This window comes from Nonomuraea sp. NPDC003560 (assembly GCF_042878785.1).
Taxonomy (GTDB): domain Bacteria; phylum Actinomycetota; class Actinomycetes; order Streptosporangiales; family Streptosporangiaceae; genus Nonomuraea.
Genome location: NZ_JBIAOF010000018.1, coordinates 24,034 through 47,415, shown reverse-complemented (window position 1 = coordinate 47,415; position 23,382 = coordinate 24,034). Strand labels below are relative to the sequence as shown.

Sequence of the window (23,382 nt, the reverse complement as noted above, 5' to 3'; positions counted from 1 at the left end):
CGCGTCAAGGGGGAGATGTAGCATTAGGAACCATGGAGTTCCTGATCGGTGAGCCGCTCGCGCTGGACCTGGTGAACACCCGGGCCGAGGACTTCGACGTCCTCGACACGCCCGAGGTGTTCGGGAACTGGCTCGATCGTCAGGCGGGCCGGCTGATCTCCGTCCGGGGGCCGTACACGGCGGACGATCTGGGCGCGGTCCGGGAGTTGCGGGCGCACGTGGCGGCGGCGGTCGACGCCGTGCGCCGGGGCGAGCGGCCGGCCGGCGAGGCGGTCGGGGCGATCAACGACGCGATGCGCGCCGCGCCCGCGTACGGGCAGCTGGACGTCACGGACGGCGGGCTCACCAAGGGCGCGCGCAGGGACGGCGACCGGCTCGCCCGCCTGCTCGCGCAGCTCGCCGAGGCCGCGGCCGACCTGCTCACCGATCCGGCGGCGAGCCGGATCAGGGCCTGTGAGGGGCCCCGGTGCCGCATGATCTTCCTGCCCGCCCACCCCCGGCGGCGCTGGTGCTCACCGGAGCTGTGCGGCAACCGGGTGCGCGTCGCCCGCCACTACCAGCGGCACAAGACCGGCTGAACGGGGGGCCGGGGTCGAGCCGGCCCCCTTCGGGTCAGCGGTAGCGGGCCTGGCCCGAACCCTGGACGATCTCGCCCAGCACCCACGCGTGCAGACCGCGCTCGGCGAGCAGCCGGATCGCCTCGTCGGCCGAGCCGGGCGCCACCACGGCCGCCATGCCCACGCCGAGGTTGAACGTACGGTCCATGTCCTTCTGGGCGATCTGCCCGTGCCCGGCAAGGACGCCGAAGATCGCCGGCGGGGTCCAGGACGACCGGTCGAGCAGCGCGTCGAGGTGGCCGGGCAGCGACCGCGACAGGTTGGCCTCCAGGCCGCCGCCCGTGATGTGCGCGAAGGCGTGCACCTCGGTCGTGCGGGCCAGGTGGAGGCAGTCGAGCGAGTAGACGCGGGTCGGCTCCAGCAGCTCCTCGCCCAGCGGACGGCCCAGCTCGGGCAGCACCGCGTCGAGCGACAGCGACGCCTCGCGCAGCACGTGCCGAACCAGCGAGTAGCCGTTGGAGTGGATGCCGGAGGAGGCCAGCCCGAGGACCACGTCGCCCTCGCGGATCCGGTCGGGGCCCAGCATGGCGTCGGCCTCGACCACGCCGGTGCCGGCTCCGGCCAGGTCGTACTCGTCGGGGCCCATGGCGCCCGGGTGCTCGGCGGTCTCGCCGCCGACCAGCGCCGCGCCGGCCAGCCGGCAGCCCTCGGCCACGCCGCCGACGATCTCGGCGACGCGCTCGGGCACGACCTTGCCGACGGCGATGTAGTCGGTCATGAACAGCGGCTCGGCCCCGCAGACCACCAGGTCGTCGAGGACCATGCCGACCAGGTCGATGCCGATCGTGTCGTGCTTGCCGTAGCGCTGGGCGATCATGACCTTCGTGCCGACGCCGTCGGTGGAGGAGGCGAGCAGCGGACGCCGGTAACGCAGCAGCGCCGAGGCGTCGAAGAGCCCGGCGAAGCCGCTGGCGTCGTCGACCACCTCCGGCCGGCGGGCCCGCGCCACCTTGTCCTTCATCAGGGTGACGGCGCGCTCGCCCGCCTCGATGTCGACGCCGGCGGCCTCGTAGGTACTCACGCTTTGCTCTCCAACACGAACTTGCCCACGTTGTCCTGGTCGATGGGGATCGGGTACGAGCCGTCGAAGCAGGCCCGGCAGAGCCGCTCGGCGGGGATGGTGGTGGCCTTGGTCAGGCCCTCCAGGGAGATGTACCCCAGCGAGTCGGCGCCCAGCGAGGCCCGGATCTCCTCGACCGACAGCGAGCCGGCGATCAGCTCGGCGCGGGTCGCGAAGTCGATGCCGTAGAAGCACGGCCAGGCCACGGGCGGCGAGGAGATGCGGACGTGCACCTCGCGCGCCCCCGCCTCGCGCAGCATCTTCACGATGGCGCGCTGGGTGTTGCCGCGCACGATCGAGTCGTCGACGACCACCAGGCGCTTGCCCGCGACGACCTCGCGCAGCGGGTTGAGCTTGAGCCGGATGCCGAGCTGGCGGATGGTCTGCGAGGGCTGGATGAACGTGCGGCCCACGTAGGAGTTCTTCACCAGGCCCTGGCCGTAGGGGATGCCGCTCTCCTCGGCGTAGCCGACGGCGGCCGGGGTGCCGGACTCGGGCGTGGGGATGACCAGGTCGGCCTCGACCGGGTGCTCGCGGGCCAGCACGCGGCCGACCTCGACCCGGGTGACCTGCACGCCGCGGCCCGCGATCGTGGTGTCGGGACGGGCGAGGTAGACGTACTCGAACAGGCAGCCCTTGGGGTCGGGCAGGGCGAACCGGCGGGACCGGACGCCGTCCTCGTCGATGGTGAGCAGCTCGCCGGGCTCGATCTCGCGGACGAACGTGGCGCCCACGATGTCGAGGGCCGCCGTCTCGGAGGCCACCACCCAGCCGCGCTCCAGGCGGCCCAGGACCAGCGGGCGGATGCCCTGCGGGTCGCGGGCCGCGTAGAGCGTCTTCTCGTCCATGAACACCAGCGAGTACGCGCCCTTGACCTGCGGCAGCAGCTCGGCCGCCGAGTCTTCGATGGAACGCGTGCGATCCTGGGCGAGCAGCGAGGCCAGGACCTCCGTGTCGGTGGTCGCCCGGGTGGAGCCGGGAGCCAGGCGCTCGGCCAGCTCCGGCGTGTTGATCAGGTTGCCGTTGTGCGCGAGCGCGAGCCCGCCGACCTCGGTGGAGCTGAGGGTCGGCTGCGCGTTCTCCCACACGCTCGAACCGGTGGTGGAGTAACGGCAGTGGCCGATGGCCAGGTGGCCGCGGAGGGTGCCCAGCACCGACTCGTCGAAGACCTGGGCCACCAGGCCCATGTCCTTGTAGACGAGGATGCGGCTGCCCTCGCTGACCGCGATGCCCGCGGACTCCTGGCCGCGGTGCTGCAACGCGTACAGCCCGTAGTAGGTGAGTTTGGAAACTTCCTCGCCTGGCGCCCAGACGCCGAAGACGCCACAGGCGTCTTTGGGTGCGCGGTCGTGGGGGTCCAGGTCATGGCCGAGCCGGCCGTCGCCCTTCAGCACATGCCTCAGTTTAGGTTGCGGGCTTCCGTGCTCGCACACCCGGGTGCTCCATCAGCCGGCGTGGGACGATCTGCCGGCGTTGGATCCGTCGCGGACGAACTCTCCGGTGACGTTGCGGTTCGCCGCCGATCCGAGGAAATGGATCAGCGCCGCCATGTCGTCGGCGGTCGAGAGCCGGCGGCTCGGCGTGCGGGCCGCGACGCGGTCGAGGGCCTCCTGGGTGACCGGGCGCTCGGCCTCGGTGATCGTGAGCCCGGCCACGGCCACGTTGACCAGCACGCCGTCCCTGCCGGCCTCCCAGGCCAGGGCGCGGGCCATGCCGTGCAGGGCCATCTTGGCGGTGCCGTACGGGCCGGGGCCCGGCTGGCCCTCCTCGGCGGCGCCCGAGGAGACGAAGACGATCCGGCCGAAGCCGTTCCTCCGCATCCCGGGCAGGAGGGCCTGGACGAGCAGGGCGTTGCCGACGACGTTCGCGTGCAGGGCGGCCGTCCATTCGGCGGCGGGCACGTCCTCGAAGCTCATGCTGTTGGGCATGATCGTGCCCCAGCGGACGGCGTTGAGCACGAGGGCGTCCACCGGGCCCGCCTGGGCGGCGGCGGGCGCGATGGTGGCGTGGTCCTCCAGGTCCAGGTGGACGGCCGCCGCCTGGCCGCCCGCCTCCTCGATGCGCTTGACGACCTCGGCGGCGCGGCCGGGGCCGGTGTTGTAGGTGATCGTGACCCGCGCGCCGGCCCTGGCGTAGGCGAGCGCGGTGGCGGCGCCGATGCCGGAGGAGCCGCCGGTGATGAACGCGTGCATGAGGTTGCCTCTCTTGATTAGCCGACTAATTAGCCAGCTAAGTGGCTTTTGGGCGCTGGAGGCAAGGGGGTTTCGCTCTCGGTGAAGAGGGTTACTGGGGGATGGCGCGGACCAGGCGGGAGAGCAGTGCGCGTTCGGTGTCGTCCAGGCCGTGCTGGAGTTCTTCGTCGGTCCTGGCCCAGATCTCCTCGACCGGCTCACGCAGCGCCTTGCCCGCCTCCGTCAGGTGCACGCGGCCCACCCGCGGGCGGTCGGGGTCGGGGGAGCGGTGGACGAAGCCCGCGCGTTCCAGGCGCTGGAGGGTCTTGGTGACGGTCGGCGGCTCCACGCCCAGCCGGGCGATCAGCTCGCCCTGGGTGAGGCCGTCCTGCCGCCACAGCTGGTTGAGCAGCAGCTCCTGGCCCGTGTGCAGGCCCAGTGGCGCCAGGGCGGCGGCCATCCGGTTGCGGTGGGTCTTCATGACCATGATCAGGGCGTACGTCAGGGTCTCGTCCAGCATGCACTCATCTTGCCCGCCGCCTGCCGCTTTGGCGCATGGTGACCCAAGGATGGCGCCCGTCTTACCGTGTCGTGCGCTTTAGCCGATGCCCTCCGCGAAAAGGTGAAGTATCCGGCATGCAGACCCGTCGGGAGACGCAGACGTGACCACACCTGGGGACCCCAACGAACCCCGCGAGGGGCAGGACCCGCAGCACCCCGAAGGCCACCCCCGCGAGGGCCGGCCCGAATCCGCGCCGCCGCAGCACACGCCCGAATGGTGGCGGGAGGGAACGGCCGAGGAGGAGCCGCCTGCGCCTGAGGAGGAGCCGCCGGAGATCGGGCCGTACGAGGGCGGGCCGACGAGCAACGAGTGGCGTCCGAGCGAGTGGGCCGTCGGCGGCCCGCCCGGCGCCGGGCCGACCGGCGGCGCGGGCACCCCGGAGGGCTGGACCGCCCCCGACCACGAACACGCCCCTGGACACGAGCACGGCGCTGGACACGAGCACGGCGCTGGTCATGCGGACACTCCGCAGGGCGCGGCATCCGGCGAAGGAGCCGGTCCCGGAGAGGGAGGCCGGTCGGGCGGCGGGCGGCACGAGGGTGGGCGGTCTGAGGGTGAAGGAGCTGGGGGGCAGCCCGGGGGTGGGCGGTGGGCGGATGAGTGGCCGTTCGAGGAGGAGCGGGAGGGCGAGGAGCCGATCGCGCCCGTGCCGCCCGTGGTGCCACCGCCGCCACCTGATGTGCCGCCGTCGCACGAGCCCAGGCCCGGAGGCCGTCCCGACCATCCCGACCTGCCCACCTCGCCCGAGACGCCGGGACCGGCCGAGGGCGGCGCCGGCAGGACGCGGTGGTCCGGCGGGGACGCCGAGGAGACGCAGGTCTATCCGGTGCCCGGCGGCACCCCGGCCTATCCGGGCTGGGGCACGCAACCGGACGAGGAGCCGAGCCGTCCCGCGCCCTCCCGGTACGAATACGGCGACGTGCCCACTTTCGAGCCCCCGCCCACCGGCACCCGCGCGGCCAGGGGCCCCGAGGAGCCGGGCGGCGCGGAGGGCGCTGAGTTGGCTGAGGGGGCCGGGGGCATCGCAGGCGCGCCGGACTTCCGGCGCCCGCCGGGCGAGGGCACACCGGGCCAGACCGGCACCCCTGCGCCAGGAGGTGCGGAAGCCCCAGAAGGTGCGGAAGGCCGTGGCGGCGCTGTAGGCCCAGGAGATGCGGAAGGCCGTGGCGGCGCTGTAGGCCCAGGTGCCACAGCCGGCGCGGGAGGCGTGACGCCGACCCCCGGAGGCGCGGGTGTGCCGCCAGGAGGACCTGGGGCGCCTTACGGGGGCGAAGGAGCTTACGGCGGGCCGGGGGCGCCGTACGGGGGCGAGGGAGCCTACGGCGGCCCCTCAGCGCCCGGCGGCGGTGGCGGCCCCGCGGCATCCGGCGGGCCCACAGCGTATGGCGGGCCGACGGCGTCCGGCGGAGGCGGCGAGGGCCCCTATGGCGGGCCGACAGCATATGGCGGGCCGACTGCGTCCGGCGGCGGGGAGGGGCCCTATGGGGGGCCGGGATCCGGTGGCGAAGGGCCCCATGGGGGGCCGGGATCTGGCGGCGGCGAGGGGGCCTATGGGGGGCCGGCGGCCGGGGGGTCCTATGAGGGGGCTCCGGGGGCGTACGAGGCCGGGGGCCGGGACGCGTCCGTTCCCGGCACCACGCCCTCCAGCCCCTACGGCGGCCCGCCCGGTTACGGCCCGCCGCCGGGAGCCCCCGCCTACGGCCAGTACGGCCCCTACGGCGCCCAGCCGACCGCGCCGCCGGGCAGCGGCCTGGCCACCGCCTCGCTGGTGCTGGGCGTGGCGAGCCCGTTCCTGGTGTTCGTCTGCTTCACCGGCGTGCTCACGGCGATCCTGTCGATCGTCTTCGGCTGTGTGGCGCTCGCCAAGCGGGTGGGCAGGGGCCGGGCCATCGCCGGGATCGTGATCAGCGCGCTGTCGCTGGTGTTGTTCGCGATCGTCGCGATCTGGTTCTGGAAGGTGGTCCAGGAGTGCGGCCAGCTTCCCGGCCAGCTCGCCGACGAGTGCTTCGAGAGCAGGTTCCCCTGGATGGGCAAGGGCCGCTAGAGCGGCAGATGGGCTGACAGGTCGGCGCGGGAGCCGCTCGCCGCCACCGAGCCCCTGGCCATGGCCTCGTCCCAGGTCAGCCGGCCGAGCGCGAGCTCCAGCCAGGTGCGGGCGTCGGTCTCCACCACGTTCGGCGGCGTGCCGCGGGTGTGGCGGGGGCCGGGGACGGCCTGGACGGCCGCGTAGGGCGGCACGCGCACCTCGACCGTGCGGCCGGGAGCCGCGGCGGCCAGCTTCTCCAGCAGGTGGCGCACCGCCTGCCTGGCCGCGTCGCGCTCGGGGGCGAGCCCGCGGTCGTAGGCGGTCAGCACCGCGGCGACCAGGGCGTCGGGCAGGGCGGAGGCGGGGCCGTCGTAGGGCGGTTCGTCGAGGGCGACGAGCTGGCCGTCGAGGGCCGCGCGCAGCTTCTCCGGGTCCATCTTGCGTGGTGGCACGGGTCCATTGTCTCGCGGCAAGCGTTCATCGGGGCGGAGGTCGTCGTTCACCCCGGGTTTCGTTGACGACCGTAACGTCCCCGCCGTACAACCGCGCACATATCTGGAGGACCTGTGGCGAACCCTGAGGCGGGGCGGCTGCTGCCGCTGCTTTCCACCCCGCACAAAGGTGGCCGATCCGCTCTGACCTGTCAGTTCCGTTGCGGGAACGCGTGCGCGCACGACGTGGCCAACACGACGGGCAACGCCTACTTCGGCGACGTGGTGAAGGAGGCGCTGACGCGCCGCGGCGTGCTGCGCGCGGGCGCGCTCGGCGCGCTGGTGGCGGGCGTGGGCGTGGCGGGCGCGGTCCCGGCGCTCGCCGACGAGCCGGTGGCCGAGACCGCCGCCGCGCCGGTCGCGGTGGGCGGGCGCGGCCCGGTTGAGATCGCCTTCACCCCGGTGCCGCCGAACAAGGACGACGCGCTGCGCATCCCCGACGGCTACAAATCCTCCGTGGTCGTGCGCTGGGGCGACCCGGTGCTGCACGACGCGCCGGCCTTCGACTTCGACCACCAGACGGCCGACGCCCAGAACAAGCAGTTCGGCTACAACTGCGACTACGTGACGTTCTTCCCGATGGGCCAGAACCGCGGCCTGCTGTGGGTGAACCACGAGTACACCGACGAGAACCTGATGTTCCGCGGGTACACGGGCGGCGCGGCCGCGACCGAGGAGCAGATCAGGATCGCGCTGGCCGCGCACGGCGGCTCGGTCGTGGAGATCGAGCGGGCGCACGGCACCGGCGAGTGGAAGCTCACCACCAAGGGCCGCCGCCGCTACAACCGGCGCGTCACCGCGCAGACGCCGATGCGCTTCTCCGGCCCCGCCGCCGGTCACGCCCTGCTCAGGACGGCCGCCGACCCCAAGGGCCTGGCGCCAGTCGGCATGCTGAACAACTGCTCGGGCGGTTCCACCCCGTGGGGCACGGTCCTGACCGCCGAGGAGAACTTCGACCAGTACTTCGTCAACGGCGACAAGGTGCCCGAGGCGCAGCGGCCGTACATCTCGCGTTACACGATCACGACGGGCACCCCGGCGAGCAACCGCCGCTTCGACCGGGTCGAGGAGCGCTTCGACCTGGCCAAGCACCCGAACGAGGCCAACAGGTTCGGGTGGATCGTGGAGATCGACCCGTTCGACCCCGACTCCACGCCGATCAAGCGCACCGCGCTCGGCAGGTTCAAGCACGAGGCCGCCAACACCACCCTGGCCGCGGACGGCCGGCTGGTCGTCTACATGGGTGACGACTCGCGCTTCGAGTACATCTACAAGTTCGTCTCCAAGGACCGGTACATCCCGGGCTTCGACCGCCACAACCGCACCCTGCTGGACGAGGGCACCCTGTACGTCGCCAGGTTCACCGGGGACAGCCCGGCCGCCGAGATCGACGGCTCCGGCAAGCTGCCCTCCGACGGGCTGTTCGACGGCTCCGGCGAGTGGCTCCCGCTGGTGTCGGGCGACAAGTCGTACGTGGACGGCATGACCGCCGCCGAGGTGCTGATCTACACGCGAAGCGCGGCCGACAGGGTCAAGGGCGGCGCGACCAAGATGGACCGTCCGGAGGACATGGAGCGCAACCCGGTCACCGGCGGCGTCTACGTGGCCCTGACCAACAACTCCAACCGCACCGCCGCCCAGGTGGACGAGGCCAACCCGCGCCCGTCCAACAAGCACGGTCACATCCTGGAGGTGGCCGAGCGGAACAACGACGCGGGCGAGACCACCTTCGCCTGGTCGCTCCCGCTCGTCTGCGGCGACCCGAACGACCCCGCGACCTACTTCGCCGGCTTCGACAAGACCAAGGTCTCGCCGATCTCGTGCCCGGACAACGTGACGTTCGACGCCGACGGCAACCTGTGGATCTCCACCGACGGCAACCAGCTCGGCAGCAACGACGGCCTGTTCGTCATGCCGGTGCGCGGCTCCGACCGCGGCCACCTGCGCCAGTTCCTCACGGTCCCGCTCGGTGCCGAGACCTGCGGCCCGCTGGTCACCGCGGACCAGAAGAGCGTGTTCGTGGCCGTGCAGCACCCGGGCGAGATCGACGGCGCGACCCCGGAGAACCCGGCCAGCCGCTGGCCCGACGGCGACCAGCCGCGCCCGTCGGTGGCGGTGGTCTGGCACGGCAGGGGCAAGAAGATCGGCAGCTGATCCCCGGTCAAACCAGTTGACCTCAAGTTAACTTGAGGAAATAGTCTCCCGTGCATGAGCATGGAAGTGACCGCCTGGCATCAGCTTTACTCGATGAACAACCGGCCGGAGCGTCGCCCGCTGAACAGGGCGACGCTTCGGCGTATCGGCGGGTTCGCCCGTCCCCACCGCCGCAGGATCGTGCTGTTCCTGGTGCTCAGCGTGGTGCTGGCGGGTCTGGCCGTGGTGTCGCCGCTGCTCGCGGGACGGGTGGTCGACGCGATCTTCAACGGTGAGCCGCTCGGCGTGGTGGTCGTGGTCGCGCTGCTGATCGCCGGCCTGGCGCTCGCCGAGGCCGGGCTCGGCCTGCTGAACCGCTGGCAGTCGGCCACCATCGGGGAAGGGCTGATCCTCGACCTGCGCACGGCGGTCTTCGACCACGTGCAGCGCATGCCGGTCGCGTTCTTCATGCGGACGCGCACCGGGGCGCTGGTGAGCCGGTTGAACAACGACGTGATCGGCGCGCAGCGGGCCTTCACCGACACCTTGTCCAGCGTGGCGGGCAACCTGGTGCAGCTCGTGCTGACGCTCACCGTGATGATCGGCATCTCGTGGCAGATCACGCTGCTCGCGCTGCTGCTCCTGCCGGTGTTCGTGCTGCCCGCGCGCCGGATGGGCGTCCGGATCGCACGGCTGCGGCGCGAGGCCGCCGACCACAACGCCGCCATGGGCACCCAGATGACCGAGCGGTTCTCCGCGCCGGGCGCGACCCTGGTGAAGCTGTTCGGCCGTCCGGCGCGCGAGTCGGCCGAGTTCGCCGCGCGGGCGCGGCGGGTGCGCGACATCGGCGTGCGCTCGGCCATGAACCAGTCGGTGTTCGTCACGGCCCTGACCCTGGTCTCGGCGCTCGCGCTGGCCCTCGTCTACGGCCTCGGCGGCTTCTACGCCCTGCGCGACCAGCTCGAACCCGGCGCCGTGGTGTCGCTGGCCCTGCTGCTGACCCGCCTCTACGCGCCCCTGACCGCCCTGGCCAGCGCCCGGGTGGACGTGATGAGCGCCCTGGTCAGCTTCGAGCGCGTCTTCGAGGTGCTCGACCTCAAGCCGCTGATCCAGGAGCGCCCGGACGCCCGCGACGTCCCCGAGGGCCCGGTCGCGGTCGAGTTCGACGACGTGCGCTTCGCCTACCCCGCCGCCGACAAGGTGTCGCTGGCCTCGCTGGAGGAGGTCGCCACGCTGGACTCGCGGGGCGGCGAGGAGGTGCTGCACGGCATCTCGTTCACGGCCCTGCCGGGCCAGATGGTGGCGCTGGTGGGCTCGTCGGGGGCCGGCAAGTCCACGATCGCCCAGCTGCTGCCCAGGCTGTACGACGTCGACTCCGGCGCGGTCCGCCTCGGCGGCGTGGACGTACGGGACCTGACCTTCGACGCCATCCGCGACACCCTCGGCATGGTCACCCAGGACGGCCACCTCTTCCACGACACGATCAGGGAGAACCTGCTGCTGGCCAGGCCGGCGGCGAGCGAGGAGGAGATCTGGGACGCCCTGTCCAGGGCCCGGCTGCGGACGCTGATCGAGTCGCTGCCCGACGGCCTGGACACCGTGGTCGGCGAGCGCGGCTACCGGCTGTCCGGCGGCGAGCGCCAGCGGCTGACGATCGCCCGGCTCCTGCTGGCCAGGCCGCGCGTGGTGATCCTGGACGAGGCCACCGCCGCGCTCGACTCCACCTCCGAGGCGGCCGTGCAGGAGGCCCTGGGGGAGGCGCTGGCGGGCCGGACCGCCGTGGTGATCGCGCACCGGCTGTCGACCGTGCGGGCGGCCGACCAGATCCTGGTGATCGAGGACGGCCGCGTGGCCGAGCGGGGCACGCACGCCGAACTGCTGGCCATGGGCGGCCGCTACGAGGAGCTGTACCGCACTCAGTTCGACGAGCCGACGGTCGCCGGGGCGGTGGCCTGAGGCTCGTCCGGCACCGGCGGGCGGCGGGACGGGCGCAGCGCGTACAGGCCGAGCGGGACGGCGGCCAGCACGATCACCGCCGCGATGACCAGCGTGAACTGGTAGGCGTCGAGGAAGGCGGCCAGCGGGGGCCGGTCGCTCCCGCTCTGGCGGGAGCTGAGGATCGCGCCCAGCACGGTGATGCCGAGCAGGCCGAACACCTCGCGCGAGACGTTCAGCACGCCTGAGGCCACGCCGGCCCTGTCCTTGGGCAGGCCGCCGAGGATCGCCGAGGTCAGCGGCACCAGCAGGCCCCCGCCGATTCCGTAGAGCAGGAACCAGGGGGCGACGTCGGCGTAGTCGCCGTCGGCCCCGACGCCGGAGATCAGGTAGATCGCCGCGCCCATGAGCGCCATGCCGAGGGCCACCGTGCGGCCGGTGCCGAGCCGCGCGGAGATCCGCTGCGAGGTGATGGCGACGACCGCCATGACCAGGGCCATCGGCACGAACGCCAGGCCGGCCTGCGTGGGGGAGAAGCCGAGCACGTTCTGCAGCCACAGGGCGCTGAAGAAGTAGATGCCGAACACGCCGAACGACCAGATGCCCATGGTCAGCGCGCCGCCGGTGAACACCCGCGAGCGGAAGAGCGACAGGTCGATCATCGGGCGCTCGGACCGCGTCTCGACCAGCGCGAACGCCACGGCGGCCGCCGCCGCGAGCCCGAACGCGGCCAGGATCTCGGCCGACGTCCATCCGGCGCGGTCGCCCTCGATGAGCGCGTAGGTCAGCGAGACCAGCGCGAGCGCCGAGGTGGCCAGGCCGGGCAGGTCGAGCCGGTGCCGGCGGCGGGTGAAGTCGGGCCGGACCGCCCACAGGGCCAGGCCGAGGGTGGCGATCCCGATCGGCACGTTGATCAGGTAGATCCAGCCCCAATGCAGGTGCTCGCTGATGAAACCGCCGGCCGCCGGGCCGAGCGCCATGGACAGCGCCCCGGACGCGCTCCAGATGCCCACGGCCCTGCCGCGCTCGGCGGGCTCGGGGAAGATCTGGCTGATCAGGGTGAGCGACGTGGGCGTGAGCAGCGCCGCCCCCACGCCCTGGACGGCCCGCGCCGCGATCAGCGCGCCGCCCGAGGTGGCCAGCCCGGCGCCCAGCGAGGCCGCGGTGAAGACGGAGAGCCCGGCGAGGAACACCACGCGGGCCCCGAACAGGTCCGCGAGCCGGCCGCCGACCAGCATGAGCCCGGCGAAGACCAGGATGTACGAGCTCACGATCCACTCCAGCCCGGAGATCGTCAGCCCGAGCTCCCGCTGGATCGTCGGCAATGCGACGTTCCCCACGTTGTTGTCGAGATAGGTCATGAAGGTGCCCAATGTCACGGCACCCAGCGCCCACCATCGCATGTCGCCAACCTCCTATACGCCGTACTTGTACGTCGTACAGTTGAACTTGTACGGCGTATAGTTGTCAACCGTGATGGGAAAACTGGACGCGCGGACCATCGCCGAGCGGGCGCTGGAGATCGGCGACACCGAAGGGCTCGACGCCGTGACGATCCGCCGGCTGGCGACCGACCTGGGCGTGACGCCGATGGCTCTCTACTGGCACTTCAAGAACAAGGACCAGCTCCTGGTCGGCATGGCCGACCACCTGGTCGGCGGCTTCGTGCCGCAGCCGGCCGACGAGCGGCCCTGGCGGGAGCAGCTCCGCGACCTGACCCACGGGCTCATCAGGACCCTGCGCACCCATCCCTGCGCCAAGAACGTCATCGAGCAGATCGACCCGATCTCCGTCCCCAACTTCCTGGTCGTCTGGGACAAGGCGCTGGGCCTGGCCCGTACGGCCGGGTTCGACGTGGAGGAGAGCTGCCTGATCACCAAGTACCTGCTGCAGAGCGCCCTGTCGATCGCCGACGCGCCCGTGCACTTCAAGGCCGGCCGGACCGGCGAGGAGATCGCCGAGATGGTCAGGGTCAAGCGGGCCGGCCTCCAGTCGCTGCCGCCCGAGAGGTACCCGTACCTGGTCGAGATGGCCTCACCGCTGGTCGCGGGCGCCGACCCGGCCTTCTACGACTCCTTCGGCGTCGATCTCGTGCTGCGTGGCATCGAGGCGCTGGCCGCCGAGCGTTAGGGTCGGGATCATGCCTTTCGAGCTGGTCTGCGAGATCGAACCGCCCACCAAGCCCGATCTGAAGCGCGTACGCCACCAGATCGGCACGCTCAGCCAGGTCGCCCATTCCTTCCTGATCCCCGACAACCACATCGGCCGGGCCACCGTCTCCAGCGTGGCCGTGGCCCACGAGGTCGAGGCGATGGGCGGGCGCAGCATCGCCTGTCTCAACTCCCGCGACCGCAACCTGCTCGGCTTCCACCGCGACCTGCTGACGGCCGCGGCGTACGGCGTCGACCAGTTCCTGTTCGTCCACGGCGACAAGCCCGCCAGCGGCAGCCGGACCAGCGACCTGACGGTCCGCTCGATGATCGAGGAGGCCAGGGGCTTCTCACCGGCCTTCCGCGTCGGCGCGGCGGCCGGTCTGCGCCCGCTGCCCGCCTGGAAGCGCGCGGCCGACTTCCTGTTCGCCCAGGTCAGCTTCTCGGTCGAGGCGCAGGTCCGGTGGCGCGAGGCCAACCAGGTCGACGTGCCGGTCTACGCGGGCGTCATGGTGCTGGCCAGCGAGCGCCACGCCCGTACGCTGGCCGCCGCCATCCCCGACATCGCCCTGCCCGGCGAGCTGGTCGAGCGGGTGGCCGCCGACCGCATGGCGGGCGTCGATGCGGCCTGCGAGCAGGTGTTCGCGCTGCGCGACTCGGGCGCGTTCGACGGCGTGCACCTCATCCCGGTCTCGCGCTACCGCGACGTGGAGTCGAGGCTCGCCGGAGCCCTCTGAGACCGGGCGAGCGCGGCCAGCACCGCGCCGGCCAGCGCCACGGCGAACAGCACCGCGTACGCCCGCTGGAAGCCGTCCATGAGCTGCCCGACGGCCACCGGGGAGAGCGTGGACAGCGTGCCCGCGTACACCTGGGCGCGCAGCTCCGGGCCCACGGAGCTGGTCACGACGCTGAGCGACAGGCCCACGCTGATCACGATGCCGACGTTCATGATCATGACTCGGAAGCCGTTGACCACGCCCAGGCTGCCGCTCGGCAGGGCGGCCATGACCTGGGTGGTGTTGCCGGTCAGGAACGTCCCGCTGCCGCAGCCGGCCACGAACAGGGCGATCCCCGTCACCCAGTACGGCGTCGCCGGGTCGGCCGTCAGCATGAGCGCGCCCAGCCCCAGCGCGCTCATCGCCGCGCCGCCGATCGACAGCCCGTACGGCGAGACCCGCGGCCCGAGCAGCCCCGCGATCGGCGAGGCCAGCCCGATGCCCACCGGCACCGGCAGCACGCTCAGGCCGGCCGAGAACGCGTCGAGCCCGCGCGCCGCCTGGAAGTAGAGCGCGACCACCAGGATCAGCGCGGAACGCGCGAGCGCGTTGCAGAAGGAGGCCAGGTTGGCGTAGGCCAGCAGCCGGCCGCCGAACAGCCGCAGGTCCAGCACCGGGTTGGTCGAGCGCCGCTCGGCCAGCACGATCAGCGGCACCAGCAGCACGAACAGCGCCGCCCCCGTCAGGACGACCGGGCTGGTCAGGCCGCCCGACCCGGCCTCGTTGACCGCCAGCAGCACGGCCGACAGCGCGGCGAACACCAGCACGTTGCCGAGCGCGTCCACCGGCTGCCTGGGCCTCTTCGGCATCTTGCGTAAGATCACCGCGCCCCAGCCGAGCGCGATCAGCCCGGCGGGCACGTTCACCCAGAAGATCCACTGCCAGCCGGCGGTCTCGGCGATCAGGCCGCCGAGCGTCGGACCGGCGAGCTGGGCCACCGACAGCGTGCCGATGTAGACGCCCATGCCCTGGCTGAGCCGTTCGGGCGGGAACGCGTCGGTAATGATCACCGTGCCGTTGGCCAGGATCATGGCCGAGCCGATCGCCTGGAGCACGCGCATGCCGACCAGGAACCAGACGTCCGGCGACAGCCCGGCCAGCAGCGAGGCCACCGTGAACAGGGCGAAACCCGCCAGGTACACCTCGCGCCGGCCGAGCAGGTCGGCGACCCGCCCGAAGAACACCAGGCTCGCGGTGTTGACCAGCAGGAACGCCAGCAGGATCCATCCCGACTGCGTCGCGTCGGCGTGGAAGTGCCGCACGACGGTCGGCAGCGCGACGTTGAGCGTGCTGCCGGCGATGCCGATGAGGACGAGGCCCAGGCTGGTGACCGAGCACACGCGCCAGGCGTAGCGCATGCGGGTGCCGGCTTCGGGGGTGACCGCGACCATGCCTCCCACTATGACGTACGTCGTACGTCCGTTTTGTACCAGGGGTCACCTGGCTCGCCTGCGTAACCCCTCGACGTCGTGGATGACCACCCGCCGCCGGCCGGTCTCGATGAGACCGCGGTCGCGCAGGGTCCGCAGCGCCTTGCTGACCGCCTCCCGCGAGGAACCCGTCCAGCCGGCCAGCTCGTCCTGGCTGAGCGGCAGGGCCACCCGCACGCCGGTGCTGGTGGGCTCGCCGTACCGGTCGGCCAGTTCGAGCAGCCGGGTCGCCACCCGGCCGGTGGTGTCGAACGCGCCGTACTCGACCCGCTTGCGGTCGGCGTCGCGCAGCCGGCCGACGAGGAGCTGCAGCAGCAGGACGGCGATGCGGCCGTGCGCGGCCAGGAAACCGCTGAAGTCGCGGACCACGATGCCCTGGATCGGCTCCAGCGCGGTCACGGTGGCCGAGCGCGGTGAGCCGTCCACGGCCGACATGTCGCCCAGCAGCGCCCCCGGGCCGCGGACCGCGAGGACCACCTCGGTGCCGCTGCTCGTGTGCGAGGACACCTTGACCCGGCCCTGCGTCAGCACGAGCACCCAGTCGGCCGCGTCGCCCTCGGTGATCACCGTCGTGCCGCGGTCCCATCGGCGCGGGCGCCCGGCGGCTCGCAGCGCCTCGACCTCCTCGGCGGTGAGCAGGGAAAGGAACTCGCCGGGCTCTGGATCCATGCGCCGATTATGTACGTACGGCTATTGCCGTTCTATGGCATTCCAGTCAGAACGTACGCGGCCACGAGTTCTTCCCTGCCCTTCAGGCTGAGCCGGCCGAGGGCGTTCACCGAGGCGTCGCGGCCGAGCTGCCTGAGGGTCGTCTCGCCGATCACCACCGTCCCCGGCTCGGCCAGGGCCTGGAGCCTGGCGGCCACGTTGACGCAGTCGCCCATCGCGTTGAAGCCGCGTAACTCGGGGCTGCCGATGTTGCCGACCAGCGCGGGGCCGGTGTTGACGCCCACCCGGAAGGTCGGCCACTCCACCTCGCCGACGCGTTTCCAGGCCATCTCCTCGGCCACCTCGGCGGCGGCCCGCTGCATCTCCAGCGCGGCCCGGCAGGCCGCCCTGGCGTGACCGGCCTGCGGGGCGGGCGCGTTGAACAGGGCCAGCATCGCGTCGCCGACGAACTGCACGATCGTGCCGCCGTTGTTCAGCACGCACGGGACGGCGGCCGTGTGGTAGCGGTTGAGCATCTCGACGATCTCGCCGGGCGCGACCTGCTCGGAGAAGGTGGTGAACCCCTTGAGGTCGGCGAAGAGCGCGGTCAGCTCCCGCAGCTCGCCGCCGAGCGCCGCCCGCGCCGGGTCGGCGAGCAGGGCGTTGGCCACGTCGGGCGACATGTACTGGCGGAAGAGGGTGTCCAGCTCCTGGTAGAGGCGGGCGTTCTCCAGCGAGATGGACAACTGGCCGGCGAGCGTGGCGGCCAGCGCCTCGTCGTGGCCGCCGCGGCCCACCGGCACCTCCAGCACGCCGGCGAGGTGGCCCCTGACCGTGAGCGGGTAGGCCAGCCGGTGGTCGCGGCGGATCGGGCCGTCGCCCTCGAACTCGTACGCGCGCGAGCCGATCTGGGTCTTCCCCTCCGACACCAGTGCGATCTTGACGTCGCCGTACGCCTGCCTGACCCGGTCGAGCGCGGTGGTCAGCAGCTCGCCCTCCGGCAGGCCCACGCGGGTCTGCGCGCTCACCGCCACCAGCGCGGCCAGCCGCTCCGACAGCTCCCGCTCGTGGGCCAGCGCCGTCCCGGCCCGGTCGAGCACGGCGGTCTGGCTCTCGTTCAGCCGGAACTTGCCCGACAACCGGGCCGCGGCCAGCGGCTCGCCCCGGCGTACGTGCTCGACCAGTTCCTCCAGGGCCTGGTCGTAGTCCTGCTGGAGGCGGGCGACGGTCGCCGCCAGCGTCACCGAGTCGAACAGCCCCGCGCTCGACCCCTCGCGCCGGAACTGCAGGTAGGCGCTGTAGGCCACGAACACGAAGGCGAGGGTGAGCAGCGCGTGCCACTCCCACCACGTCAGGTGCCAGTTGAGCTGCGACATCCCGGCGACCATCGCCTCGGCCAGCAGCGCGTACGCGGTGATCAGGCTGACCAGCATGGCCGAGGGGCGGCGGCGGTGGAGCAGGAACATCAGCACGCCGGCCGCGCCGTACAGCAGGACGCCGGGGATCGAGGCCGCGCCCAGCCAGCTCACCGGAGCGACCGGCGGCGGCTGACTGAGCTCGGTCAGCTCGGGCACCAGCGAGACCAGCGCCCACAGCAGCATGAACCCGAACAACACCGCCCGGACGAAGTGCTGCCCCGCGAGCACGCTCCTGGCCGCCCGCTCGCCCAGCGGCAGGGCCGAGGCGAACGCGAACATCGAGGCGATCGTGAGCCCCACCTGCTGCCCCAGGTCGAAGCCCAGCGAGCCGGTCGGCAGGATGATGCCCGGCGTGGCCAGGCCGTGCAGGAGGAAGAAGCCCGCGCTGCTGAGGAACACCATGGAGACCAGGAACAGCCGGGCGTCCTGACGGCGGCGCGCGGCCTCGGTGATCAGCCCGCCGAGCGCCACGTTGATCCCGGCCACCGCGACGATCATCCAGAAGTGGCTCGCGTTGTGCTGCCAGACGACGTTGAGGTGTGGCTGGGCGAGCAGCAACCAGAGCCCCAGCAGGGGAAGGGCGAGGTGGATGACCCAGACCACGCCTCGGACGGGCTGCGTGGCCGGCGGCAGGTAGGTGCTGGGCACAGACCCGATTATGCACGCGGGATCGCCGCCGCCAATGCGTCCTTTTACCCACTGCGAGGGCGACAGTCGGTCAATCCGGTCAGTAACCCTCCGTTTCGTGACAAATACGTTATGTAGTTTCTGTCAACCTTTGGAACGGTCGAAACGTGAATCTCATGCACCACATGAGCATCACTTGTTTCCTGGAAGGAAAGCCGTGGCTATCAACGTTCGCGGTGGGCGTACGCTCACCCTCGCCACTGTCGGAGCGCTCGCCGCCTCGCTCCTCGCCGTCGGTGGCGTGGCCACCGCCTCGTCGGCGGCGAGCGAGGTGTACGCCTGCGTGCACAAGAAGACGCGGTACGTCCGCATCGTCAACCCGACCACGCCGTGCCGCAAGACCGAAGAGCGCATCGTGATCGGCGGCAGCACGACGCAGCTGAACGGCGGCACGTCCGGCCCCAAGGGCGACCAGGGCCCCCAGGGCAAGCAGGGCCCGCAGGGCGAGACGGGTCCGGTGGGCCCCCAGGGCAAGCCCGGCCTCCCCGGCAAGGACGGCAAGGACGGCCTCCCCGGCAAGAACGGTCAGGACGGCAAGGACGGCGAGCGCGGCCCGGCGGGCCCCCAGGGCCCGAAGGGCGACGACGGCAAGCAGGGCCTCCCCGGCAAGGACGGCCAGGACGGCAAGGACGGCCTCCCCGGCAAGAACGGCCAGGACGGCAAGAACGGCCTCCCCGGCAAGGACGGCAAGGACGGCGAGCGCGGCCCGGCCGGCCCCCAGGGCCCGCAGGGCCCCAAGGGTGAGCCCGGCAAGGACGGCGCCGGCGCCGCCTACACCACCTACACCAACAGCGTGTCCATCACCGGCCTCGGCTCGGAGACCGCCACCTGCAACAACGGCGGCACCCCCACCGGCGGCGGCTTCTCCTTCGGCACCCTGAAGAACGCCGAAGTCCTGGGCAGCTACCCCGGCGCCGGCGGCTGGACGGTGACCGTCGCCAAGGACGACAACGGCGGCGGCAACAACCTCACCGCCGACACGCAGACCACCCAGAGCACCCAGAGCCACGGTGGCGGCAACAACGGCACCAGTGTCTCCGGCAAGGTGTACGTCATCTGCATCAAGAAGGTCTGACAAAGCGGAAAGGGCCGGTTCGGGGGATCACCCCGCACCGGCCCCTTTCGTTGAACGTCAGCCGAACAGCGCCGGCAGCGTCGCCGAGTGGGTCTCGCGGATCTCCTCGACCCCCACCTCGAACACGCCCTCGACCACCAGCGACGCCCCGCCGGTGACGCCGAGCCCGTAGCACGGCACCTCGTGCCGCCCGCACAGCGCCGCGAACTCCTCGAACGCCTCCGGCCGCACCGCGACCAGGGCCCGCGCCGCCGACTCGCTGAACAGGTCGGTGAACGGCTCGCCGCTCAGTGCCACCGTGGCCCCGATGCCGCGGGCCAGGCACGACTCGGCCAGGGCCACGGCCAGCCCGCCGTCGGACAGGTCGTGCGACCCCTCCAGCAGCCCACGGGCAGCGGCCTCGACCAGCACCGTCGCCAGCGCCTGCTCGGCCTCCAGGTCGGCGTGCGGCGGCAGGCCGCCCAGGTGGCGGTGGGCCACGTGCGCCCACTCCGAGCCGCCGAACTCCTCGGCGGTGTCGCCGAGCAGCACCACCCGCAGCCCCTCGGCGGTGAAGCCGGACGGCACCCGCTTGGCCACGTCGTCGATGACGCCGAGCACGCCCACGACCGGCGTGGGGTTGATGGCCGTCGAGCCCGTCTGGTTGTAGAAGGAGACGTTCCCGCCGGTCACCGGCACGCCGAGGGTGCGGCAGGCGTCGGCGAGCCCGCGTACGGCCTCGGCGAACTGCCACATCACCTCGGGGTCCTCCGGCGAGCCGAAGTTGAGGCAGTTGGTGACGGCCAGCGGCTTGGCGCCGGTCACGGCCACGTTCCGGTACGCCTCGGCCAGCGCCAGCTGCGCCCCCGCGTAGGGGTCGAGCTTGGCGTAACGGCCGTTGCCGTCGGTGGACAGCGCGATGCCCCGGGTCGTCGGCTCGGCTCCGGCGATGACCTCGGAGATGCGCAGCATCCCGGCGTCGGCGGGCTGGGCCAGCACGGTGTTGGAGCGGACGTAGCGGTCGTACTGGGAGGTCACCCACTCCTTGGAGGCCAGGTTGGGCGAGCCGAGGAGCTGCAGCAGGGTGGCCCGCAGGTCGTCGGGGCGCGCCAGCCGGTCGGGGGCGTCGGCGTTGAGCGCGGCCTGCCCGGCCGGCTCGTGGTAGGGACGCTCGTAGACCGGGCCCTCGTCGGCGGCGGTGCCCGGCGGGATGTCCACGATGACCTCGCCGTCCCAGGTCATGACCAGGCGGCCGGTGTCGGTGACCTCGCCGATGACGGTGGCCGGGACGTCCCACTTGGCGCAGATCGCCATGAACGCGGGGATGTCGTCGGGCCGGACCACGGCCATCATCCGCTCCTGGGACTCGCTCATCAGGATCTCCTCGGGCTTGAGCGAGGAGTCGCGGAGCGGGACCAGGTTGAGGTCGACCTTCATGCCGCCGGTGCCCTTGGCGGCCAGCTCGGTCGTGGCGCAGGAGACGCCGGCCGCGCCGAGGTCCTGGATGCCGACGACCACGTCGGCCGCGTAGAGCTCCAGGCAGCACTCGATGAGCAGCTTCTCCATGAACGGGTCGCCCACCTGCACGGCGGGCCGCTTGGCCTGCGACTCGTCCTCGAACGTCGCCGAGGCCAGCACGGACGCGCCGCCGATGCCGTCGGGACCCGTGGACGCGCCGAACAGCACGACCTGGTTGCCCGGCCCCGGCGCGGTGGCCAGCTTGATCTGGTCTTTGCGCAGCAGGCCGACGCACAGCGCGTTGACCAGGGGGTTGCCGATGTAGCAGGGGTCGAAGACGACCTCGCCGCCGATGTTGGGCAGGCCCAGGCAGTTGCCGTAGTGGCTGATGCCCTCGACCACGCCGGGCAGCACCCGCCGGGTGTCCACGGCGTCGGCGCCGCCGAAGCGCAGCGCGTCCATGACGGCGATCGGGCGGGCGCCCATCGACATGATGTCGCGCACGATCCCGCCGACGCCGGTGGCCGCGCCCTGGTGCGGCTCGACGTAGGACGGGTGGTTGTGCGACTCGATCTTGAACGTGGCCGCCCAGCCGTCGCCGATGTCGACGACGCCCGCGTTCTCGCCCATGCCCACGAGCAGCGCCTCGGACTTGGGCGCCTTGGTGGCGAACTGCCGCAGATGCACCTTGGACGACTTGTACGAGCAGTGCTCGGACCACATGACGCTGTAGATGGCCAGCTCGGAGCCGGTGGGACGGCGACCCAGGATCTGCTTGACCCGGTCGTACTCGTCCTGCTTCATCCCCAGCTCGGCGAAGGGCATCGGCTCGTCGGGGGTCTCGGCGGCCCGCTTGACGTTGTCGGTGCTCATGCGTTCACCAGATTCTTCAGGATGGACGTGAAGAAGCCGAGCCCGTCGGTGCTCGGCGCTCCGACCAGCTCCTCCACGGCGTGCTCGGGGTGCGGCATGAGGCCGACCACGTTGCCCGCCTCGTTGCGGATGCCGGCGATGTCGTTGAGCGAGCCGTTGGGGTTGCCCCCGGCGTAACGCACGACGACGTGGCCGCCGGACTCCAGCTCGGCCAGCGTCTCCGCGGAGGCGACGTAACGGCCCTCGCCGTGCTTGACCGGCAGCACGATCTCCTGGCCGCGCTCGAAGGAGCCGGTCCAGGCGGTGGCGGTCTGCTCCACCGTGAGCCGCTGGTCGCGGCAGACGTAGTGGAGCGAGGCGTTGCGGGTGAGCGCGCCGGGCAGCAGGTGGGCCTCGCAGAGGATCTGGAAGCCGTTGCAGGTGCCGATGACCGGCAGACCGGCCTTGGCGGCCGGGACGAGCTCGTCCATCAGCGGGGCGAACTTGGAGATCGCGCCGCACCGCAGGTAGTCGCCGTAGGAGAAGCCGCCGGGCAGGAAGACGGCGTCGACTCCCTTCAGGTCGTGGTCGGCGTGCCACAGCGGGACCGCCTGCGCGCCCACGAGGCGCACGGCTCTGGCGGCGTCCTGGTCGTCGAGAGTTCCTGGAAACGTGACTACGCCCACACGGGCAGCGCTCATGACAGTCGTCCCCTCCGAGGAATGCGCACGCGCGTGCCACCGTCTCCTTGGGGTCGGACGGCGGTCTACGGCGGTGTACTCAGATTATCGGGTGCGCGGCTGTGTTCCGGGCAGCGGGTCGGACGGCGGTCAGACGGCGGCCAGCTCGCGGTGACGGGCGCCCTCGGCCTCGTCGTCCCAGGCGAGCATCTTGCGCAGGTGGACCGTCGTGCCGCGGCCGGGCGTGGTGCCGAAGGAGATCTCGTCCACCACGGACCGCATGATGAGCAGCCCGCGGCCGTTCTCGGTGTCCGGCGGAGGGAAGTGCAGCGGCATCGACGGGAGGCCGTCGCCGTTGTCGGCGACGCGCACGTCGCAGCGGCCGTAGCCGATCGACGCCGAGACCTCGTAACGGTTGGCGGGGCCGCCGTGTCGCACCGCGTTGGAGCACGCCTCGGAGACGGCGAGCAGCATGTCGGCGATGCAGGTCTCACTCACGTTGAGTGACCGCATCGCGTCGCCAAGCACTCGCCTGACCATCGGTATGCCGATCGCATCCCGAGGCAGCGCCAACGAGAACTCAATATCCACCGGACTCCTCCGGGCTCCGGAATGTCACCTGGAGTAGGTTTCCCTGTGAAATCGGGGCTAACCGCAAAATCACGTTGTTGTTATTTAGTGTTGGCACGCCCGTGGCATTGTGGCATGCCCGAACGCGACTTTAACTCACCAGGGGTAAAACCAGGCATCAAATGTGCCTTCTACCCCTCAACCCGGACGCTGTAGTCCTCGATCACGGTGTTGGCCAGGAGTGTCTCGGCCATCTTCCGTACCTCGTCGAGGGCCGCCTCGTCGGCCGGGCCCTCCAGCTCGACCTCGAACCGCTTGCCCTGACGGACCGCCGAGACGCCGGAGAAACCGAGCCTGGGCAGCGCCCTGGCGATGGCCTGGCCCTGCGGGTCGAGGATCTCGGGCTTGAGCATGACGTCGACGATGACGCGCGCCACTACGTTCCTCCTGGGTGGAGTGGGTGCTTGGGAAAGCAAGCCTACCGGCGCGCATGGCCGTCAACACAACGGGAACGGGGAGGACATGGGGCTTGCGCGGAGGGCTGTGACGTCTGCCACGATGTCCCCAAACGCGTATGAACCACCACCACATGGTTCGCACGCACACACGGCTGGCCTCAGGTGGCGACCCCATCGACACCGGCCCCGATCGCACAGGAGCGGCA

At 71.9% G+C, this 23,382-nt stretch carries 20 protein-coding genes; 7 read left to right on the top strand and 13 right to left on the bottom strand.

All coding sequences use genetic code 11. From position 1 onward, the window contains the following. The first annotated feature begins 32 nt into the window (after positions 1-32). Complete coding sequence (locus ACFYUV_RS46715) at positions 33-578, top strand: CGNR zinc finger domain-containing protein (protein WP_387681497.1); 546 nt, start codon at positions 33-35, stop codon at positions 576-578. Positions 579-612: 34 nt separating this feature from the next. On the opposite strand, the gene purM is transcribed toward ACFYUV_RS46715, so the two are convergent. The 4 genes from purM to ACFYUV_RS46695 form a co-directional block, all read right to left on the bottom strand. Further along, positions 613-1,638, bottom strand: coding sequence for a phosphoribosylformylglycinamidine cyclo-ligase (purM, locus tag ACFYUV_RS46710; RefSeq protein WP_352361023.1), 1,026 nt, complete (start codon positions 1,636-1,638; stop codon positions 613-615). Next, a complete protein-coding gene (gene purF / locus ACFYUV_RS46705; RefSeq protein WP_352361025.1) occupies positions 1,635-3,071 on the bottom strand; it encodes an amidophosphoribosyltransferase in 1,437 nt (478 codons plus the stop codon). The genes purM and purF overlap by 4 nt, the downstream gene beginning before the upstream one ends. A 51-nt stretch (positions 3,072-3,122) precedes the next feature. Continuing rightward, entirely contained in the window at positions 3,123-3,869 is a 747-nt protein-coding gene (locus ACFYUV_RS46700) for an SDR family NAD(P)-dependent oxidoreductase (protein WP_358301974.1), read from the bottom strand. A gap of 91 nt (positions 3,870-3,960) precedes the next feature. Next, positions 3,961-4,368: a MarR family winged helix-turn-helix transcriptional regulator gene (locus ACFYUV_RS46695; RefSeq protein ID WP_387660719.1), complete on the bottom strand. Its 408-nt coding sequence runs from the start codon at positions 4,366-4,368 to the stop codon at positions 3,961-3,963. Positions 4,369-6,187: 1,819 nt separating this feature from the next. Between ACFYUV_RS46695 and ACFYUV_RS46690 the strand changes: the two genes are divergently transcribed. Next, positions 6,188-6,454 (top strand): DUF4190 domain-containing protein, encoded by a 267-nt coding sequence (locus ACFYUV_RS46690; protein WP_387681492.1) that lies wholly within the window; start codon positions 6,188-6,190, stop codon positions 6,452-6,454. On the opposite strand, the gene ACFYUV_RS46685 is transcribed toward ACFYUV_RS46690, so the two are convergent. Continuing rightward, on the bottom strand, positions 6,451-6,873 hold the full coding sequence (locus tag ACFYUV_RS46685) for a sterol carrier family protein (protein ID WP_352361113.1): 423 nt from the start codon (positions 6,871-6,873) through the stop codon (positions 6,451-6,453). The two genes, ACFYUV_RS46690 and ACFYUV_RS46685, sit on opposite strands and share 4 nt — an antisense overlap. A gap of 129 nt (positions 6,874-7,002) precedes the next feature. Here ACFYUV_RS46685 and ACFYUV_RS46680 point away from each other — a divergent pair, with 129 nt between their 5' ends. Then, entirely contained in the window at positions 7,003-9,081 is a 2,079-nt protein-coding gene (locus tag ACFYUV_RS46680) for a PhoX family protein (RefSeq protein WP_387681489.1), read from the top strand. Between the two features lie 54 nt (positions 9,082-9,135). After that, on the top strand, positions 9,136-11,016 hold the full coding sequence (locus ACFYUV_RS46675) for an ABC transporter ATP-binding protein (RefSeq protein ID WP_352320477.1): 1,881 nt from the start codon (positions 9,136-9,138) through the stop codon (positions 11,014-11,016). On the opposite strand, the gene ACFYUV_RS46670 is transcribed toward ACFYUV_RS46675, so the two are convergent. Next, complete coding sequence (locus ACFYUV_RS46670) at positions 10,977-12,398, bottom strand: MFS transporter (RefSeq protein WP_387681486.1); 1,422 nt, start codon at positions 12,396-12,398, stop codon at positions 10,977-10,979. The two genes, ACFYUV_RS46675 and ACFYUV_RS46670, sit on opposite strands and share 40 nt — an antisense overlap. A gap of 73 nt (positions 12,399-12,471) precedes the next feature. Here ACFYUV_RS46670 and ACFYUV_RS46665 point away from each other — a divergent pair, with 73 nt between their 5' ends. Both ACFYUV_RS46665 and ACFYUV_RS46660 read left to right on the top strand, forming a co-directional pair. Then, the gene (locus ACFYUV_RS46665; protein WP_387681760.1) at positions 12,472-13,125 is read left to right on the top strand and encodes a TetR/AcrR family transcriptional regulator; all 654 of its coding nucleotides are present in this window, start codon (positions 12,472-12,474) and stop codon (positions 13,123-13,125) included. Positions 13,126-13,135: 10 nt separating this feature from the next. Continuing rightward, entirely contained in the window at positions 13,136-13,882 is a 747-nt protein-coding gene (locus ACFYUV_RS46660) for a methylenetetrahydrofolate reductase (RefSeq protein ID WP_387681483.1), read from the top strand. Here ACFYUV_RS46660 and ACFYUV_RS46655 read toward each other — a convergent pair. Genes ACFYUV_RS46655 through ACFYUV_RS46645 form a run of 3 tightly spaced genes read right to left on the bottom strand, consistent with a single transcriptional unit; the run spans position 13,843 to position 18,065 of the window. After that, the gene (locus ACFYUV_RS46655) at positions 13,843-15,312 is read right to left on the bottom strand and encodes an MFS transporter (protein WP_387681481.1); all 1,470 of its coding nucleotides are present in this window, start codon (positions 15,310-15,312) and stop codon (positions 13,843-13,845) included. The genes ACFYUV_RS46660 and ACFYUV_RS46655 overlap by 40 nt on opposite strands. A 45-nt stretch (positions 15,313-15,357) precedes the next feature. Next, positions 15,358-16,020 carry a Crp/Fnr family transcriptional regulator gene (locus ACFYUV_RS46650; protein WP_387681478.1) on the bottom strand — a complete coding sequence of 221 codons (663 nt, stop codon included), beginning with the start codon at positions 16,018-16,020 and terminating at the stop codon, positions 15,358-15,360. A 32-nt stretch (positions 16,021-16,052) separates the two neighbouring features. Continuing rightward, the gene (locus ACFYUV_RS46645; RefSeq protein WP_387681475.1) at positions 16,053-18,065 is read right to left on the bottom strand and encodes an adenylate/guanylate cyclase domain-containing protein; all 2,013 of its coding nucleotides are present in this window, start codon (positions 18,063-18,065) and stop codon (positions 16,053-16,055) included. A 196-nt stretch (positions 18,066-18,261) separates the two neighbouring features. On the opposite strand from ACFYUV_RS46645, the gene ACFYUV_RS46640 reads away from it, so the two are divergent. Beyond that, a complete protein-coding gene (locus ACFYUV_RS46640; RefSeq protein ID WP_387681472.1) occupies positions 18,262-19,179 on the top strand; it encodes a hypothetical protein in 918 nt (305 codons plus the stop codon). Positions 19,180-19,236: 57 nt separating this feature from the next. Here ACFYUV_RS46640 and purL read toward each other — a convergent pair whose 3' ends face one another. The 4 genes from purL to purS form a co-directional block, all read right to left on the bottom strand. Next, complete coding sequence (purL, locus tag ACFYUV_RS46635) at positions 19,237-21,489, bottom strand: phosphoribosylformylglycinamidine synthase subunit PurL (RefSeq protein ID WP_387681469.1); 2,253 nt, start codon at positions 21,487-21,489, stop codon at positions 19,237-19,239. Continuing rightward, positions 21,486-22,169, bottom strand: coding sequence for a phosphoribosylformylglycinamidine synthase subunit PurQ (gene purQ, locus ACFYUV_RS46630; RefSeq protein WP_358302006.1), 684 nt, complete (start codon positions 22,167-22,169; stop codon positions 21,486-21,488). Before purQ ends, purL begins: the two co-directional genes overlap by 4 nt. Positions 22,170-22,298: 129 nt before the next feature. Then, positions 22,299-22,688, bottom strand: coding sequence for an ATP-binding protein (locus ACFYUV_RS46625; RefSeq protein ID WP_364342904.1), 390 nt, complete (start codon positions 22,686-22,688; stop codon positions 22,299-22,301). Between the two features lie 221 nt (positions 22,689-22,909). Then, on the bottom strand, positions 22,910-23,155 hold the full coding sequence (gene purS / locus ACFYUV_RS46620; protein WP_352320496.1) for a phosphoribosylformylglycinamidine synthase subunit PurS: 246 nt from the start codon (positions 23,153-23,155) through the stop codon (positions 22,910-22,912). Positions 23,156-23,382 lie beyond the last annotated feature (227 nt).